Raw genomic sequence first — 19,012 nt, forward strand, 5'->3', positions numbered from 1 at the left:
TGGAAAGGAGTCACATGAATGTATTTGAAGTTGTAAAAGAAAATGTTACTGCCCGACAAGCCGCAGAAGCCTATGGCTTGAAAGTGGGTCGCACTGGTATGGCGTGCTGTCCGTTTCACTCGGATAAGTCCCCCAGTATGAAGCTGGATGAACGCTATTACTGTTTTGGCTGCGGAGCAACTGGAGACGCTGTTGATCTGACAGCGAAGCTATTCGGTATCGGGCTGAGGGAAGCTGCTGTCAAACTTGCTGAAGATTTTGGTCTTAACTATGACAGCCGACAAAAGCCCAGTATTCGCCCTCGTATTCGTGAGCCGACACCGGAACAGAAGTATCAAAAAGAAGAAAATCATTGCTACAAGGTGCTGACGGATTATTTTCATCTTCTTAGAGAATGGGAAAAGAAATACGCTCCTAAACAGCCGGATGAGGAATGGAATCCCCTGTTTGCAGAAGCACTGTATAAGAAGAACTATATCGAATATCTACTTGATATTCTTCTGTATGGTTCATTGGAGGAACGAAAAGCACTTGTGGCAGAACAGAGAAAGGAGGTGTTAAAACTTGAACAGCGAATTGCAGAACTGTCAGCAGACAGAACCATGCACAGTAGAAGAAATCCGAAACAGCTTAGAGCAGAGCGAGAAAGGTAAGGTTTATAATACTGCCGCAAATTATAAGCGTGTTCTGCAATATGACCCACTTTTGAAAGGGGCTATCCGAAAAAATCTTCTGACCGAAAGAATCGACATTGTGAAGCCCCTCGGTTGGTATCGTGACAGCCCGACATTGACGGATGTGGATGTGAAATATCTGCTCCTATATTTTGAAGAAAACTATGGATTGACCGTAGAGAAGAAAATCATAGACGCAGTTGCGGTTATTGCCAATGAAAATCGTTACCACCCTGTCTGTGATTTTCTCAATGCCTTGCAATGGGACGGAACAGAGCGCATACGCTTCTGTCTGCACCGCTTTCTCGGTTCTGATACAGATGATTACACCTATGAAGCATTGAAGTTGTTTCTGCTGGGTGCTATCTCACGAGCTTTTAAGCCGGGGTGCAAATTTGAGGTTATGCTCTGTCTTGTGGGCGGTCAGGGAGCCGGAAAGTCCTCTTTCTTCCGTTTGCTTGCGGTCAATGATGACTGGTTCTCTGATGACTTGAAAAAGCTGGATGATGAAAATGTGTACCGCAAAATGCAGGGGCATTGGATTATTGAAATGTCGGAAATGATTGCAACCGCCAACGCTAAGAGCATTGAAGAAATCAAGTCCTTTCTGAGCCGCCAAAAGGAAACCTATAAGATACCCTATGAAACACATCCGGCAGACAGAAAAAGACAATGTGTGTTTGGAGGTTCTTCTAATACCCTTGACTTTCTTCCCCTTGACCGAACAGGCAACCGCCGCTTCGTTCCGGTTATGGTCTATCCTGAAAGGGCTGAGGTTCATATTTTGGCAGATGAACAGGCTTCCAGAGAGTATATCAATCAGATGTGGGCAGAAGCTATGGAGATTTACAGAAGTGGCAATTTCCGTCTGAGATTCAGTCCGGCTATGAACGCTTATCTGAAAGCCCACCAAAAGGACTTTATGCCGGAGGACACAAAGGCAGGACAGATTTTAGACTATTTGGAACGCTATTCCGGCAGCATAGTCTGCTCTAAGCAGCTTTACAAGGAAGCACTGGGGCATGATTATGACGAACCGAAACAATGGGAGCTGCGAGAGATCAACGACATTATGAATAACGCTGTCACAGGCTGGAGGGCGTTCAGCAATCCGAGGTATTTTCCAGAGCCTTACCGCCGACAAAAGGGCTGGGAGCGTATCAGGAATGACAACGAGCCTGACAACAGCATGGATGGTTTTCAAGAAATCCCGACAGAGGAAATGGAACAGTTAGGACTTCCGGAAGAATGGTTGAAGCAAAAATAAAAGCCCGTTGTCGCTTCGGTTGTCGAGCCGGTTGTCGGTCTGGTTGTCGGGCAAAAATCCCGAAAGCCTTGATATTGCGGCACTTTTCCCTCTCTGACAACCATGACAACCAATATTATAAAGAAAAAGGAAATAGTAAAAAGATAGTATCGCCCGATAAAGAAAAAAGGTTTTCTGATGTCCGTTGTCGGAACTTCGTTGTCAGACCTTTCCTTGTCGGGCTTTTTCATTCAAGGAGGAATATCGTATGACAAATATTGTGAACAGTACACTACCCACCCCAAATAACCATTCGGAGAAAAACAAACCGGATGGAGTTTTTGTGATTAAGCAAGGCAAAACAAATTATAAAGTCAAAGTGTTTTTTGACCATAGTAGCGGTTTGACTGCGGAGGACAGGTTGAAACGCATTATTCAGGCAGAAGCAGAGAGAGAATCTGCGTAAGTAATATGAAAAATATCCACGCACCCCCTTGACAAAAGCTTTCAGAAGACACCCTCCTTGCCGCCATGGAAACCGCAGGGAATAAAGACTTCGATTCGGAGACAGAGAAGAAAGGACTGGGGACTCCGGCAACCAGGGCAGGTATCATTGAAAAACTGGTTTCTTCCGGCTATGCGGTAAGAAAAGGAAAGCAGATCGTGCCAAGCACAGAGGGCAGGGAACTGGTAAATGTTATGCCGGCTTATCTGAAATCTGCCGCAATGACTGCCGAATGGGAGAATCAGCTTTTAATGATGGAAAAAGGGCAGATCACAGATACACAGTTTATGGGTGAGATCACTTCTTTAGTTGGTAAGATCCTTTCTGTATGCAGGGAGATACCGGAAGAAGAAAGGAGAAGATTCCAGAAGGCAAGGGAAGTGATCGGTAAGTGTCCGGTCTGCGGTTCGGATGTTTTTGAAGGGAAACAGAATTTTTACTGTTCCAACAGGCAGTGTGATTTTGCCCTCTGGAAAGAAAACCGTTTCTTAGGGAGCATGGAGAAAACTTTGGATAAAAAGATGGCAGTGGAGCTTCTTGATAAAGCCTGCACCCATGTAAAAGGGCTGTATTCCAGAAAAAAAGATATAAAGTTTGACGCAGACCTTTTGCTGACACTGGAGGATGGAAAGCCAAGGTTCCATCTGGAATTTCCAAAGAAGAAAAAGAAATAAGGCAAGGAGGTAGGCAGTATGTCGAAATTACAGGACATCCGGGAATTGGCACAGGAACATGCGACATCGGTGAGCAGTTCACCAAGGGACTGGATGGGTTACATGGATACCGCAGCGAGACTGTACCGGTATCCTTTTACAGACCAGTTACTGATCCACGCACAGCATCCACAGGCAACCGCCTGTGCGTCCCTGGAACTGTGGAATGAGAAGATGTTCCGCTGGGTAAACCGGGGAGCAAGAGGAATCGCCCTGCTTGACGAGAATGGTCACAATGCCAGACTCCGGTATGTGTTTGATATTTCAGATACGCACATGGTGGCAGGCGGAAGAAGCCCTTACCTGTGGCAGATGCAGGAACATCAGCAGGAAGAGATCCTTACCCATCTGGTAGAAGCGTATGGTCTGGAAGAAAAAGATACCGGGAGTTTATCGGATGCGTTGATGGCGGTTGCAAGGGAAATGGTCGCAGACAGTCTGGAAGAATATCTGGACGGCTTGGAGTATGCAGCGGAAGGAACGTATCTGGAAGATCTGGATGAAGTTACGATCCGCAGTGATTTCCGCCAGCTTGCAACGGACAGCGTATATTACATGCTTTGCAGACGGTGTGGTCTGGAACCGATGGAGCTTCTGGAAGAAGAGGATTTTATGCACATCACCGATTATAACCGGCTGTCTGTACTGACCTTTCTTGGAAATGCAGCAAGCCAGATCAGTGAGAGTGTTCTGATCGACATTGGAAGGACGGTACATAAAATTTCTCTGGAAGAAGCCAGAAAAGAGGTTGAAATTTCCAATGAAAGGAATTATAATAACTTTAACACGTTAATGCGTGAAAATAAAAATCAGGATGTAGAAAACAACAAAGAAGAAAATATCGAGAATGAAGGAGGAACCGACTATGGAACTGACATATCATCGCAAGGGGGATTACCTGTTTCCGAACCTGACCGTAGAGGAGGAAGAAGTGACAATCGGGAAATACGGGATGCTTCGGAGAACATTCCTGAAGGAACACAAGAACAGCCTGTATCAGAGCCTGTTCCTGACAGGAAAGCTGAACAGCCATCTGGCAGAGATCGAGAAGGCAGCACAGGAGAGGATGGACAGCCAGATGGAGAAACTGCTGAAGAACCATCCGGCACCGGACAAGGAAGCAGACCCGATGGCCTGGACAGCACATATGAACGCACTGATGGCAACAGCGGAAGAGAGCATCTTGACGGAATTGGTATACAGCTAGTTGAAGATACAAGAGAAGATGGACTGAGCAAAGCAGAGGAAGAAATCGCCTCTGCTTTATCTTTGCCCGAATATCCCACAGCAAATGAACAGAAAAGGCAGATTGGTGAAAGGGTAGCTGCTTTATATGCCGGGGAGATTCCTATTCCGGAAAGTGTTGTGGATGATATTTTACGGACGGGAGGAAACCGGACAGGAAGCCAGCTGCGTATCATCTATAACTTTATGAGTGAACAGTCACCGGGAGAATACACGGAGTTTGTAAAGCGTGAGTATGGAAAAGGCGGCAAAGGTTTTCAGATGGATGGAAGGGAATATTCCGTCTGGTTTGATGAAACCGGGATGCAGATCGCAGTCGGGCACACGGTGGCAGACCAGATTCTGGATAAAGCCTTTTTATCTTGGAAAGATGTCAGCAGACGTATCCATCAGCTTTTAGATCAGGGAGAATATGCCCCGCAGTCGGTATTGGATGCGGCAAGGGACAATGCCCTGAAGGAACACGCACAGGCACTTGCCTATATGAAAGGGGATATGGCAGAAGGTGTGGCAGAGATTGTCTTTGATGAAGCAGACCTGCCGCATCTTCGCAGTATTTATCCGGAAATCACGGATTATCTTACTGAAAAACTGCAAGATTCAGAGTGGCTTTCGGATTTGAATGAAAGACTGGAAGCACTGGCAGAAGCCTACGAGACGGACAATTCTCTTATGCGTTTCCATCATTATAATCCGGTCAATATCTCCAGACAGTTCCAGAAGTTTGCAGATGAGGTGATTCCATACCAGGCGAGAGAGGGATTTGCATGGAAAGAACAGCAGATGTTCATTACACAGGACGAGATCGACGCATTTCTTGCCAGAGGTGGGGCGTATTCCGAAGGCAGGCTCAGGACATATTCCTTTTATCTGTTACATACGGAGGAAAAAGCAAGGGCTGACTTTATAAAAGAGCAGTATGGCATCGGCGGATGCAGCCACGCACTTTCCGGTGCGGATAATTCCCATGCAGACTATGACGGGAAAGGTTTGGTTCTTGCCAGAGGAAATTTTGGAAATCCGCATACTTCCATTACCTTACCGTGGAATAAAGTGGCAAGACGGGTAGAGTATCTGATAAAGAATGACAAGTTCTTGCAGGCAGAGGATTATGTCCATATGCCAGAATATGAACGGGAGCAGATGGCAACAAAGGTGTTGAACTTTTATAACCGTCTGCCAGAAGATATTGACCGTCCTTTTGAAGAGGATTTTTTCTGGGAAGCACCCAGAAAGGAGATCATGGAGGTGCTGAATAATCCGGAAAGCACAGAAGAACTACTTGAAAAAATGGATGCGGCATTGGCAGCTCTGCCATTAGACTTTGAAGCCTATGGGACAGACTATCAGCAGAAAGCAGGGATTCTTTCAGAACTTCATCAGTATGCAGAAGGAATTTATACGATCTTTCCAATTCCGGAAGTGGAAACATCTTTTTCAGAAGCAGGGCTATCTGGGCATCAGATGTCTATGTTTGATTATCTGGATACAAGGGCATTGTCTGAACCGACCGAGATAGATATGTCGGATGTGGACGAAACCGAGGAAGTGGAGATAACCACTGAGGGAGAATCTGTTTCTGAGACTGAGGAACAGGAGGAACTTCTGACAGACGAAGACATTGTAGAAGTATCAGAGCAAATTGAAGTAGAGAAACCAGAAAGTAGTGCAGATAGAAAGACTGCAGAACAGCTTGCGGATTCCTGGGACGAAGGTGTTTTCGAGTATCAGGGTTATCATTTTGAAGCCGTTGGAGTATTACCGGAAGGACTGGAAGGAAAAGAACTGGTAGCTCAGACCCGTTCCAATACAGAACTGCATTTATCCACCTATCATACCGAAGATTTTCCGAAATATTCTTATGAGGAGTTTTATGCAGTCTGCAACGCACCGACCGCAGATATATTCCGGTGTCTGGAAACCGGACGCAACTATATTCCGGGAGAAAATGAACTGTTTGGATACGAGGGAGAGTTTCTGCCGTATGTAAAACAGGAACAGGAGAAGATTGTAACGGAACCGCATAACTTCCGCATCCAGGATCATGACCTTGGTGCTGGCGGACCGAAAGCAAAGTATCAGGCAAATATGGAAGCCATCCATTTATTGCAGACTTTGGAGAAGGAAGAACGACTGGCAACGCCACAGGAACAGGAAATCTTATCCCGCTATGTCGGATGGGGCGGTATCCCACAGGCATTTGAGGAAAACAACAGCAGCTGGGCAGAGGAATATCTGGAGTTAAAGAACACTCTGTCAGCAGAAGAATACAGTGCGGCAAGGGCATCGACCTTAAATGCGTTTTATACTTCGCCAACTGTGATTAGTAGTATGTATGAAGCACTGGAGAACATGGGACTGAAGCAGGGAAATATTCTGGAGCCATCATGTGGTGTCGGTAACTTTATGGGTTTGATCCCGGAGAGCATGAACAAGGCAAAAATGTATGGTGTGGAGCTTGACCCGGTTTCCGGCAGGATTGCAAGGCAGCTTTACCAGAAAAATAAGATTGCCATACAGGGATTTGAGGAAACAGATTACCCGGACAGCTTTTTTGACTGCGTGATCGGGAATGTACCATTTGGGGCATATCAGGTCAGTGACCGCAGATATGACCGCCACCATTTTCTGATCCATGATTACTTTATCGCAAAATCCCTTGACCTGATTCGTCCCGGCGGAGTGGTGGCTGTGGTGACTTCCAGTGGGACGATGGATAAACAAAATCCGGCAGTCCGACAGTACCTTGCAAACCGGGCAGAGTTATTAGGGGCGATCCGCCTTCCAAATAATGCGTTCCAGAGAAATGCCAATACAGGTGTTGTCTCCGATATTTTATTTTTCCAGAAAAGAGACAGGGCTTCCATCGAGGAACCGGACTGGATACATCTGAAGGAAACTGCCGAAGGATATTCGGTCAATGCGTATTTTGCAGAGCATCCGGAAATGGTGCTTGGGGAGTTTACAACGGAGAGTACCCAGTATGGAAAACAGGAAGTAACTGTAAGAGCAAAAGAGGGAGTCACCTTAGAGGAACAGTTAAAGGAAGCAGTAAAGCATATCCACGGAACCATTACGGAGCTGGAACTTTCCGATACGGAACTGGAAGAAGATGTGGTGTCCATTCCGGCAGACCTGGAGGTAAAGAATTTCAGTTTTACGGTGGTCAATGAGGAAGTGTATTACCGGGAAAACTCTGTGATGAACCGGATGGAACTCCCGGCGGCAACGACCGAGCGTGTAAAAGGCATGGTAAAGATCCGTGATGCGACGAATGCCCTGATTCAGTGTCAGATGACCGAGGGAAGCGATGAGCAGATCACACAGCTTCAGGGGAAACTCAATGAAGAATACGATACGTTCACAGCAAAGTATGGTCTGCTCAGCAGTAATGCCAATAAAAGGGCATTTAGCCAGGACAGCAGCTATTGTCTTTTAACATCTCTGGAATTTCTGGATGATAAGGGAGAACTGAAACGGAAGGCAGATATTTTTACCAAGAGAACCATCCGCCGGGCAGAAACCGTGACTTCTGTTGATACAGCCAGTGAAGCACTTGCCGTATCTATCGGAGAAAGAGCCGGGGTTGACCTTGCGTATATGTCACAGCTTTCCGGGAAAACGGAAGAGGAACTGACGGAGGAACTTGCAGGAGTCATCTTTAAGAATCCAATCGGTGAAAAATGGGAGCCATCGGATGAGTACCTTTCCGGGAATGTAAGGGAAAAGCTGCGGATTGCGAAACAGTTTGCCGAAAATCATCCGGAATACATTGTAAACGTGCAGTATTTAGAGCAGGTACAGCCCAAAGACCTGGATGCGTCAGAGATTGAGGCAAGGCTTGGTGCAACCTGGATTTCGGAGGACTATATCACACAGTTCATGGCAGAGACATTCCATACACCAAGATATTATGTCGGGGACCGGATCAAAGTCCAGTATGCCGAAGTGACCGGGCAGTGGAATGTCACAGGAAAAAGTATAGACAGCTATGGAAATGCTCTTGTTACTTCTACTTATGGAACACAGAGGGCAAATGCGTACCGTTTGCTGGAAGATGCCTTAAATCTTAGGGATACCAAGATTTATGATACGGTGCAGGATGCGGACGGGGAACACCGGGAATTGAACCGGAAAGAAACGATGCTTGCACAGCAGAAACAGGAATTGATTCGGGAGGAATTTAAGTCCTGGATATTCAAAGACATGCACCGCAGGGAAGATTTATGCCAGATCTATAATGAACGGTTTAACAGTATCCGTCCAAGAGAATACGATGGAAGCCATATCCAGTTTGTAGGTATGAATCCGGAAATCACCCTGATGCCGCACCAGAAAAATGCGGTGGCTCATGTGTTGTATGGGAACAATACTCTGCTGGCCCACTGTGTAGGAGCTGGAAAGACGTTCCAGATGATCGCAGCCGGTATGGAAGCGAAGCGTCTGGGACTGTCACAAAAAAACCTTTATGTCGTGCCGAACCATCTGACGGAACAGTGGGGAAGTGACTTCTTACGCCTTTATCCGGGAGCAAATATCCTGGTTGCTACAAAGAAGGACTTTGAACCGGCAAACCGAAAACGGTTTTGTTCCCGTATTGCGACCGGGGATTACGATGCCGTGATTATCGGGCATACACAATTTGAGAAAATCCCTCTTTCCAGAGAACGGCAGATTGCCATGCTGGAACAGCAGATCGCAGATATTACGTTCTCTATCGAGGAAGCAGGACGGCAGGCAGGGCAGAATTATACGGTCAAACAGCTGGAAAAAACAAAAAAGAGCTTACAGGCAAAGATGAAAAAACTCAATGACCAGACCAGAAAGGATGATGTTGTGACATTTGAACAGCTGGGAGTAGACAGGCTGTTTGTGGATGAGAGCCATTCATTCAAGAACCTTTTTTTATATACAAAAATGCGGAACGTGGCAGGAATTTCCCAGACCGATGCACAGAAAAGTTCGGATATGTTTATGAAGTGCAGATACATGGATGAACTGACCGGCGGCAGGGGGATCACTTTTGCGACAGGTACTCCCGTGTCAAATAGTATGACAGAACTTTACACTATCATGCGTTATCTCCAGTATGACACACTCATGCGTATGGGCATGGGACATTTTGATTCCTGGGCGGCAACGTTCGGGGAGACAGTGACCGCAATCGAATTATCACCGGAAGGAACGGGCTATCGTGCGAAAACACGGTTTGCCCGTTTTTTTAATCTTCCGGAGCTGATCTCCATATTTAAGGAAGCTGCGGACATCCAGACATCGGATATGCTGAACCTTCCTGTACCGGAAGCAGAGTTTATCAACGAAGTCTTAAAACCAAGCGAGGAACAGCAGGAAATGGTCGGGGCATTTTCGGAACGTGCGGAAAGCGTAAGGGCAGGCTTAGTGAATCCAACCGAGGATAACATGCTGAAGATCACGAACGATGGAAGAAAATGTGCCCTTGACCAGAGATTATTAAATGAACTTCTTCCGGACGATGAAACAAGCAAGGTCAATACCTGCGTAAAAAATGCGTATCAGGTATGGGAGGAAGGAAAAGCAGACCGTACAACACAGCTAATCTTCTGTGACCTGTCCACACCGAAAGAGGATGGCAGTTTCAATGTGTACGATGATGTGCGGGAGAAGCTGGTTGCCAGAGGTGTACCGAAAGAGGAAGTTGCTTTTATCCATGAATATAACACGGAAGCAAAAAAAGCTGACCTTTTTGCAAAGGTAAGAGCCGGGCAGGTGAGAATCCTGATGGGTTCCACACCGAAACTTGGTGCCGGTACTAATGTGCAGGACCGATTGATTGCCTTGCACCATCTGGACTGCCCGTGGAAGCCGTCCGATCTGGAACAGCAGGAAGGTCGAATCTTACGACAGGGAAACCAGAATGAGAAGGTAAAGATCTTCCGGTACGTTACGGAAAATACATTTGATGCGTACATGTGGCAGATTCTGGAGAACAAGCAGAAGTTCATCAGCCAGATCATGACCAGTAAATCCCCGGTCAGGGCCTGTGAAGATGTGGATGATACGGCACTTTCCTATGCCGAGATCAAGGCACTTGCCACAGGAAATCCGTATATCAAGGAAAAGATGGATCTGGATGTGCAGGTCAGTAAATTAAAGCTCTTAAAGGCGAACCATACCAGTCAGATCTACCGCTTGGAATCCGATATTGCAAAGAATTTCCCAGTACAGATCAGTGCATTGAAGGAACGGATTGCCGGGATGCAGGCAGACTTGCAGGTCATAAAAAGCGTGGATTTACAGGACAATGATGCTTTTGTTATGAACGTAGGGAATGTCAATTATGCAGATAAAAAGGAGGCAGGGGAAGCGTTACTTGCAGCCTGTGCAGGATTAAAGACAGTCAGTACCGGCGGCAAAGTCGGGGAGTATCATGGATTTCGTCTGTCAGCAACGTTTAATGCATTCACCCATACATTTGAACTGACGGTCAAAGGAAAATGTTCCTATAAGCTGGAGATTGGAAAAGACCCCGCAGGAAATATCCAGCGTATTCACAATGCTTTTTCTTCTATCGAGAAAAAGTTGGTAGAGAGTGAGCAGAAACTGGAAACGGTACAACAGCAGCTTGCGACTGCACAGGAAGAAGTGAAAAAGCCGTTTCCAAAAGAGGCAGAACTGAATGAAAAGATGGAACGGTTATCGGAGTTAAATTCCCTGTTAAATATGGACGAGAAGGGAAATGAAACCATCATGGCAGATGAAGATATTGGCAGGGAAGCGAGTGCGGAAAGCAATAAGAGAGAATCTGTGGGAGAACGGGAACTGCCGGAAATCGCAGATAACATACATAAGCCTTCCATCGTAGACCGTCTGAAGCAGGAGAAAGCACAGCAAAACGCACTACAACAGCCGACTGTACAGAAGCCGGCAAAGAAGAAACACGAGCAGGAGTTATAAAAGTTTTCCCGTCAGAGGGTTCTCTGGCGGGAAACATCCAAAAGGAGGATTTTTATATGGCAAATAATATAGAGAAACAGTTAAAGGAAATATCGGAACGTCTGGAACAGGGCGTAAAGGAGATTTTTACTTCGGAACGGTATACGGAATATCTGAATACCATGTCCAAGTTCCATAATTACAGTTTTAATAACACCCTTCTGATCACCATGCAGAAACCGGAGGCTACTCTGGTGGCAGGGTATCAGGCATGGCAGAAGAAGTTTAACCGCCATGTAAAGAGAGGGGAAAAAGGAATCCAGATCATCGCACCGGCACCCATCCGTGAGAAACAGGAGATTGAAAAGATTGACCTGGTGACCAAAGAGCCGGTGATCGGGGATGACGGTCAGCCGGAAACAGAGATTGTTGAGATGGTCATTCCAAGGTTCCGTGTGACAACAGTATTTGATGTCAGCCAGACAGAGGGAGAACCGATTGCAGAGCTGGAAGTACCGGAACTTACCGGGAGCGTACAGTTTTATGACACGTTCATGGAAGCATTGCAGAACATTTCCCCTGTGCCAATCCGCATGATGGAGATAGAAGGGGAAGCAAAGGGGTATTATCATCAGACAGAAAAATATATCGCAATTCAGGAAAATATGAGTAATCTCCAGACCATGAAAACCGGAGTCCATGAAGTAAGCCACGCATTGCTGCATGACCGGGAGGTAATGGATGCGGAAGGGATTTTAAAAGACCGGACAACCAAAGAAGTAGAAGCAGAAAGTATTGCCTATATTGTCTGCAACCACTTTGGTCTGGATACTTCAGAATACTCTTTTACCTATATTGCCAGCTGGTGTGAGAGCAAGGATATGAAAGCACTCCGGGCATCTATGGATACCATCCGGAAAACGTCTGCGGAAGTCATTGAGAATATCGAGACACAGATGCACGAGCTGGAAATGGAAAGACCAATCCGGGATACTTTTCATAAGGAAGATTTAATTCTGCATCTTTCAGGCAGCATGGGTTCCGAGTTTACTTATGATCTGATCGAAAACATGAGCAGGGAACAATTAGAGCAGAATGTGGGTGAATACGTCCGCCTTCTGGAAAGTGGTGAGATAGAGGAAAATGAAAAACCACTGGAAAGTTTTCTGGAAGAAAAAGGTGCTGCCGTCACACCGCTGTATGACAGCAGTGGGCACGGAGAGAACTATCCGATTGATTTTTATGATGTGGAATATGATGCTGACACAGGCATTACTTATTTTTCTGACCTTTCTCCGAAAGATCAGGCAGAGATGTTGGTGCAAAAAGCAGAGTTTCCAAGAAATATTTTTTCGGAAAATGAAAAGGCATTTGTAAATGAATATGCAGAAACCTTCCCTGGACAGGTGGAAAGACTGAATGACCTGGTATGGGATATGAGGGAATCTTATGATGAAGCCGGTTCAAAGCTGGTGTATGAAGTGATCCAGGCAGCGAGGGCGAACTTCCCAGCGAAGGAACCGGAAATTGCAGAAGAAACAGCCATGCAGTATGCCCACCGTCTGATTGAAACAGCAGAAGCTGCCAATACGGGAGATTTCACAGATTCCCAGAGAAATCTTATTGTAAATTTTGCATATAAGATGGATAACAAAGATGAAGTGCTTGGACTGGTGAACCGTATGATGACGGCAATCCGCAGACCGGGAAGTGAATATACGAGGAGCCTTATGAATGAAACACAGGCACAGATTGACAATTTTCCGGATGGCATGATCGGTTTTACCGAAATGCACGAGGCAGGAATCCGGTTAGACCATATGCTTCCGCTTACGAAAGACCGGGCATATGAATTGTACCGTGGAGGGGCAGAAATTTATGTGTTACATGGAAATTCCGACAATCCGCAACTGGCAGAATCCACACTTGTAGACACAGAAAATGCAATTCTTGGATATGACGGTATCTTTGGAATCACAGAAACAGAATGGGAAGTGCAGAAAGAAAGAGAAGCCTCTGCTACAAAGCAGGAGGCACTGGAACAGCAGAGTGCAGAAAAGATTGATGAGACACTTCTTCTGCATGGAGAAAGCGGAAGGTTTGCCATTTATCAGATGGATAGTGGAGATGAGCATACTTATCAGTTTATGGGAATGGAATCCGCAAAGAGTCTGGGATATACCATTGACGGAAAGGATTACCGGATGGTTTATGCAGCACCATGGATGCCAACGATCACGTTAGAAAATATATTTGAACGCTTTAACATTGACCGACCAGAAGATTTCCGTGGACATTCATTATCGGTAAGTGATGTGATCGTGATAAACAGGGGTGCAGAGATCACAGCCTATTATGTAGATTCTTTTGGATTTCAGGAACTTCCGGAGTTTGTCCAGCAGAGAAGGAACATGCTGGAACATAATTCCGTCAGGGCATATCCGCCAGTTTATAAAGGAACATTGGAACAGGCAATGGGAGAACGGGATGTAGATGCCTATTTGGATTCCAGAAAGTTAAACCTGGACTGCAAGAAGGCAATCGAAGAAACCATCCGGGAGAATTTTGACGGACTGCACTTAAAGCAGGATGCGGCAAAAGAAGCCGTGGAACGCTTTGGGGAAGAACGTATGAATTTTGTTATGGCAAACACCATCCGTGAACTTTCCCATGATGGAAGATTCTCCAGACAGAACAAAGACTGGGCGGAGCATATCGAAGTCCCGGAAAATATCAGCCGGGGCAGAAATCTGAATCTGGATTATGTGATCGAAAGCCACCCGGCAGTTTTAGATGGGTTTATCGACATGGCAAGAGCTGAGATCCGGATGCAGAGGATAGAACAGGCGATAGGAGAAAACGAAGTGACGATCACGGCAGAGACAAGAGGATATGAAGCAGAAGGACATAACGGGACATGGCATACGGTTGATGAAAAGGAATATGCCGGGGAGAAGTTTTTCTTAATGGAACATGATGAATTTGGTTCCGATGTGGCAGGCATTATCGTAGCAGAAAATGGACAGCTTGTAGCGGAGGACTTATGGAATGGGTTTGATGCAGGAGCATTGGAAGCTGTATTAGAATATTTGCAGGAAAATGGAACAACACTTTATGACTTGCCGGAATTCCCGAAAGATTCTGCTGTAACCCTGCGGAGTGGACAGACACTTACAATCGAAGAAGTACAGGCAGTGCAGAAAGATACCTGGGAAGAAACGATGGAAGGAAAAAATGAATCCGGAACAGATGTCCGATTTAATTTTCATGCAGTCAGTGAGGTGCAGCTGCCGGAAGGCATAAAGTTAAAAATGCCAGAGATTCATTACATTGATAATTTTTATGTGATGGAAGATGTAAATGCAGAGGGTGTAGTAAAAGTAAACCGGTATGAATCACTGGATGAAGCGATGCAGGAATATTTACGTTTGCCAAATCATCAGAAAAAAGTGCTTGGTATCCAGAATACGGAAACAATGCAGGAAAGCATGGATTTTATCCGGTGTGAAAACGGAATAGATCAGCTTACCCATGCATATGAACAGATCGGAGGGTGGCTGAATCCGGAAATATATGAAGCGGTAAATAAAATGGAAAATATACTGGAGTGGAATGAGGTGCAGATTGCATATCAGATTGGAAAACAATACTTTACAATCCAGACCGTAGAAGATGGCTATGATTATACGTTTTACAATGAAGATTATCAGGAGGATGATGGAGGAATCTATGACAATCCGACAATCTATGTGGATGAAGCCGCCAGTGATATTTTAGAAGATAAAGGGTACTCGCTGGAAGATGCAAAAGTAGTGGATTATGAAGAACTGATGGCAGATGTGGAAGAAGTTCAGGAAGAACAGATGCAGCGGGTGCAATTAGAAAAGAACTGCCCGGCAAGTATTTTTGAAGGATTTCGCAGGGAAGAAGCACTGCAAACCTATGAAGGAATTGCAATGCAGTTTACCAGGAGCAAAGGGTATCTGACTATTCAGGCAACAGAAGAAGGATATTCGTTTATTTTTTATGACTCTGACCTGCATGAAATTCAGGGTGGTGATTACGATAATCCAGACGCATCCATTCAGGAAGCAGCTTATGAAATCCTTAAAAGTGAAAGAATGGATGACATGGAATGTGTCAAAGTGGATTATAAAGAATTTGAAGAAATGACGATCCAGCACTCTAAGGATTTATTGCAGGAGGGGGAACTTCGTGCGACTTCGGAGATTGGAAGAAATGAACGGGCATTAAATAGCCTGAGCAGGGCAGAAGTTGAAAGAGGTGTCCTGTATCATGCACAGGCAGTATTAGAAGATATGGGAATGGAACAAGAGGTAGAGCTGCTTGCTGCAAGGGTGTATGGTTCCAGAAGCAGACAAGACCTTTACCGGGAAGATTCTGACCTTGATGTGGTTCTTTCCTATAAAGGTGATATTCGAGAAGATAGCTTTTTCAATGCCTTAAATGAATCCGGCATAGCGATGGCAGGAATCCAGGTGGACATTAACCCGATTGCAGAGGAGCGAATCACTCTGGCAGAGTATATAAAAGAATCTGAAAAATATCTTGACCAGCAGGAGATTAAAAAACTTGCCGTGGATCTGGATAATTTTAGCTATGACGTTGATACCTATGAGTATAACGATACGGTTGAAAATAGAGAAGAACAGGTGGAGAAACTCACGGAGGATATTTTGAATAAGAAAACAGAGGCTGTCAAGGACTGGCTGCTTGAGGTATCTGAAGAATCCGATATAGACAGCGATATTATAACTGCCCATTCTTTACTTTCACGTCTGGAGGACGCAGAGAGATTTTCTATCTTTGACAAACAGCCGGAGCAGGAACAGCCAGAAGCCACGATCAGTTTTTATGTCGCAGAGTGCATGGAGTTTCCAGTCATGGGAGAGTACCATAATAACCTCACTTTAGAAGAAGCCATTAAAATATATGAGAGTATCCCAGCAGAGAGACTGCATGGGATTAAAGGAATCGGATTTGATCTGCAAGATGGTGATGAAGATTATTCTGGGGAATATGAGTTGATGAGTGCAGACCGGATACGGCGTGATCTGATAGATATGATTCCACACTATAAAGAAAGCCCTCTGGTGCAGAAAGCAATCACAGATATGGAAAAGTATCTGGATGAAAAGCATGGAAGGGTGCAGGAAACGGAACATGCGGCAGAAACAGTAATAGAAAGTGGAGAGAAACCTTCTGCGATTACGGCAGACAGAAGGGCAGAGCAGGCGGTATCTGTAAGTCAGAGCCAGCCACAAAAAGCGGAACCTGCAAGCAGAGCAAAAGGTGAAGTGAAGAAGTCTGTGCTGCAGTCTTTAAAAGATTTTCAGGCAAGGGCAAAAGCACAGGAGCAGAATAAGACAACGGAAAAATCCAAGACACATAAGAAGGGAGAGGTGGAATTATGATGGATCTGGCGATGAACTTTGATGCGGATGAATGTTTAGTAACCGCAATGTTTGATAAAGGAAACCGAAATGACACAATGGAGGCAATCGACCATATCATTCCTTTTTTGAAAGGCGATGCAGATATGATCGGGCTTGTCTGCAATACCATAAGAAAACTGTTCTGCATGAGTGATGAAGGATATGAGGTTTTTCTTATGGATCTGGAAGAATATAAAATGGAACTGGAAGAGGAGGAAGAAGAATGAGTACAAGTCAGTGTGCAGTATATCAGGTAAAAGATACCCCAGAGTACCGGGATGTCCGTTTCCGTTCTTACGAGAAACTGAAAGGCGAAGGAAGAACAGTCCAGATAGAAAACTATCAGCAGGTGTATATTGGAAGAATCCAGCCGGGGGAAACTCCGGCTGACATTAAACTCCGTTTACAGAAACAGCGACCGAAGAACTTCAGAGGTCATTCCATTGGTTGCAGTGATGTGATCGTCATCACCGACGATGGAAAAACCACAGCTTACTATGTCAACAAAGATGGTTTTATCATCATTCCGGAATTTCTCACAATCAAAAGTTCTTCCGATACCAGACTCTCCATTGATACGACCGGATATGAAATCGAAGGAAAGAAAGGGACATGGCTTGCACAGGATTATATCCTGATGAACGAAAAGAAATGGTTTCTGATGGAACATGAGGAGTATGGGACAAGAGCAGCCTATGTGATTCTTAGTGAAGAAGGTGCCGTAGTTATGAATGACTGTTACAATGGCTTTGATGAAGAAGCCAGACGGAACATCCAGAACTTCATGCAGCAACAGGCAGAGCAGGCACAGGAACAAAAGAAACAACAGGAAATGCAGGTACAATCCCAGACCGAACAATTACAATCCGGAGAAACACAAAAGAAGAAACCAGAGCTGGCAAACTGGCAGAAGGTCATGGATAATGGAGAATATCTTCGCAGTGCAGAGATGGCAGAAGAAGCCAATTACAATATGATTGACGGACTGATGAACAACACTCCAAAGAAAAAGGATAAGAACGCTCCACGGAGATCGGTACTGAAACGGCTCCGCAATCATCAGAAGAAGATAGCCAGTCAAGGCAAAGGACAGCCACAACAACAGAAGGCGATGGAAGAAGAAATGGAAAGGAAGAAGAAGTAAAAAAGTCTTGCCAGAATTTTTGAGGGTAATATAAAAAAATGGTTGATTTTTTCTCTCGAATATCATATCATAACATTAACAGGACTCCCCGCACCTCTCACGCAAGTGATGTGTCCCATGGGGAGACATTTTTATTTTTGGAGAAATAATGGTGAATACAAGTGAAATTAAAAATGAAAAGTTGAAAAATAATGAAGCAACTGTACAGGTAATGAAACAACCGAAAACCTTTGCTCAACAAGTTGAAATTATTAAAGAAAAGGGTTTTATTATAGATAATGATACAGAATGTATCAGATTTTTAAAACAGGCGAATTATTATAGATTATCTGCTTATTTCCTTCCGTTTAGAAAAAAGGATGGGACGTATTTTTCGAATATAAACTTTCACAGAATTCAAAGAATCTATGAATTTGACAGTAGATTGCGTGGTGTATTATTTAATTATATAGAAAAAGTTGAATTATATTTAAGAACGCAATTAGCCTATTACAGTGGACATGTTCATGGGGCTTTAGGATATATGGATGGGGCTATTTACAATGACAGGCACAATCATGAAAAGTTTGTGAAACTGTTAAATGTATGTATAGAGGAAAATAAAAGTACATCAGTAGTTCAGCACCATAAAGAAAAGTATGGCGGAAATTTTCCTATATGGGTTATTGTTGAATTTTTTTCAATGGGAATGTTGTCCTACTTTTATGCAGATTTGCAGTCTGGTGACCAGAAATATTTAGCAAAAGAATTATATGGTACATCAGTGGCCTGTTTAAAAAGCTGGTTACGTTGCATCACTGATTTAAGAAACCGTTGCGCACATTATTCAAGGCTGTATTATTGGTCATTTCCCGCATTACCCAAAATGCCAAGGGAATTAGAAATGTCACCAAACAGAAAATTGTTTTCACAAATACTTGTATTAAAATTATTATATCCAGACAAAAAAGAATGGATCAACAAAGTCTTGATAGAATTAAAAGCTATTGTAGAAGAATATGAGAATGATATATCATTGAGACATATAGGGTTTCCGGAAGATTGGTATAAGCAGTTAGAAAAATAGAGATATATTTTTAGGGACAGAGGAGCAATCTGTCCCTTTTAATGTGTC

The 19,012-nt window shown here is 44.6% G+C and carries 8 protein-coding genes and 1 pseudogene; all 9 read left to right on the top strand.

Going from position 1 to position 19,012, the window contains the following annotated elements; translation table 11 throughout:
* Positions 1 to 14 precede the first annotated feature (14 nt).
* The 9 genes and pseudogenes from LQE94_RS04815 to LQE94_RS04860 all read left to right on the top strand — a co-directional run bounded on the left by LQE94_RS04815 (position 15) and on the right by LQE94_RS04860 (position 18,964).
* Positions 15 to 653: a CHC2 zinc finger domain-containing protein gene (locus LQE94_RS04815; protein ID WP_008371567.1), complete on the top strand. Its 639-nt coding sequence runs from the start codon at positions 15 to 17 to the stop codon at positions 651 to 653.
* Complete coding sequence (locus LQE94_RS04820) at positions 565 to 1,941, top strand: virulence-associated E family protein (protein WP_044930255.1); 1,377 nt, start codon at positions 565 to 567, stop codon at positions 1,939 to 1,941. Before LQE94_RS04815 ends, LQE94_RS04820 begins: the two co-directional genes overlap by 89 nt.
* Positions 1,942 to 2,188: 247 nt before the next feature.
* The gene (locus LQE94_RS04825; RefSeq protein WP_005335835.1) at positions 2,189 to 2,386 is read left to right on the top strand and encodes a hypothetical protein; all 198 of its coding nucleotides are present in this window, start codon (positions 2,189 to 2,191) and stop codon (positions 2,384 to 2,386) included.
* 41 nt (positions 2,387 to 2,427) lie between these two features.
* Positions 2,428 to 3,099 (top strand): annotated as a pseudogene (locus LQE94_RS04830) (DNA topoisomerase); the annotation flags it as partial.
* A gap of 18 nt (positions 3,100 to 3,117) precedes the next feature.
* Positions 3,118 to 11,319 (top strand): DEAD/DEAH box helicase family protein, encoded by an 8,202-nt coding sequence (locus LQE94_RS16510; protein WP_330638876.1) that lies wholly within the window; start codon positions 3,118 to 3,120, stop codon positions 11,317 to 11,319.
* Positions 11,320 to 11,375: 56 nt separating this feature from the next.
* Positions 11,376 to 16,733 (top strand): LPD16 domain-containing protein, encoded by a 5,358-nt coding sequence (locus LQE94_RS04845; RefSeq protein WP_240577150.1) that lies wholly within the window; start codon positions 11,376 to 11,378, stop codon positions 16,731 to 16,733.
* Positions 16,730 to 16,981 carry a transposon-transfer assisting family protein gene (locus LQE94_RS04850; protein ID WP_015540966.1) on the top strand — a complete coding sequence of 84 codons (252 nt, stop codon included), beginning with the start codon at positions 16,730 to 16,732 and terminating at the stop codon, positions 16,979 to 16,981. The genes LQE94_RS04845 and LQE94_RS04850 overlap by 4 nt, the downstream gene beginning before the upstream one ends.
* On the top strand, positions 16,978 to 17,898 hold the full coding sequence (locus LQE94_RS04855) for a YodL domain-containing protein (protein WP_117547089.1): 921 nt from the start codon (positions 16,978 to 16,980) through the stop codon (positions 17,896 to 17,898). The genes LQE94_RS04850 and LQE94_RS04855 overlap by 4 nt, the downstream gene beginning before the upstream one ends.
* Before the next feature lie 148 nt (positions 17,899 to 18,046).
* Positions 18,047 to 18,964: an Abi family protein gene (locus LQE94_RS04860; protein WP_117547090.1), complete on the top strand. Its 918-nt coding sequence runs from the start codon at positions 18,047 to 18,049 to the stop codon at positions 18,962 to 18,964.
* The last annotated feature ends 48 nt before the right edge of the window (positions 18,965 to 19,012 follow it).

It is taken from the genome of Mediterraneibacter sp. NSJ-151 (genome assembly GCF_022487435.1).
In the GTDB taxonomy this organism is placed as follows: Bacteria; Bacillota; Clostridia; order Lachnospirales; family Lachnospiraceae; genus Schaedlerella; species Schaedlerella hominis.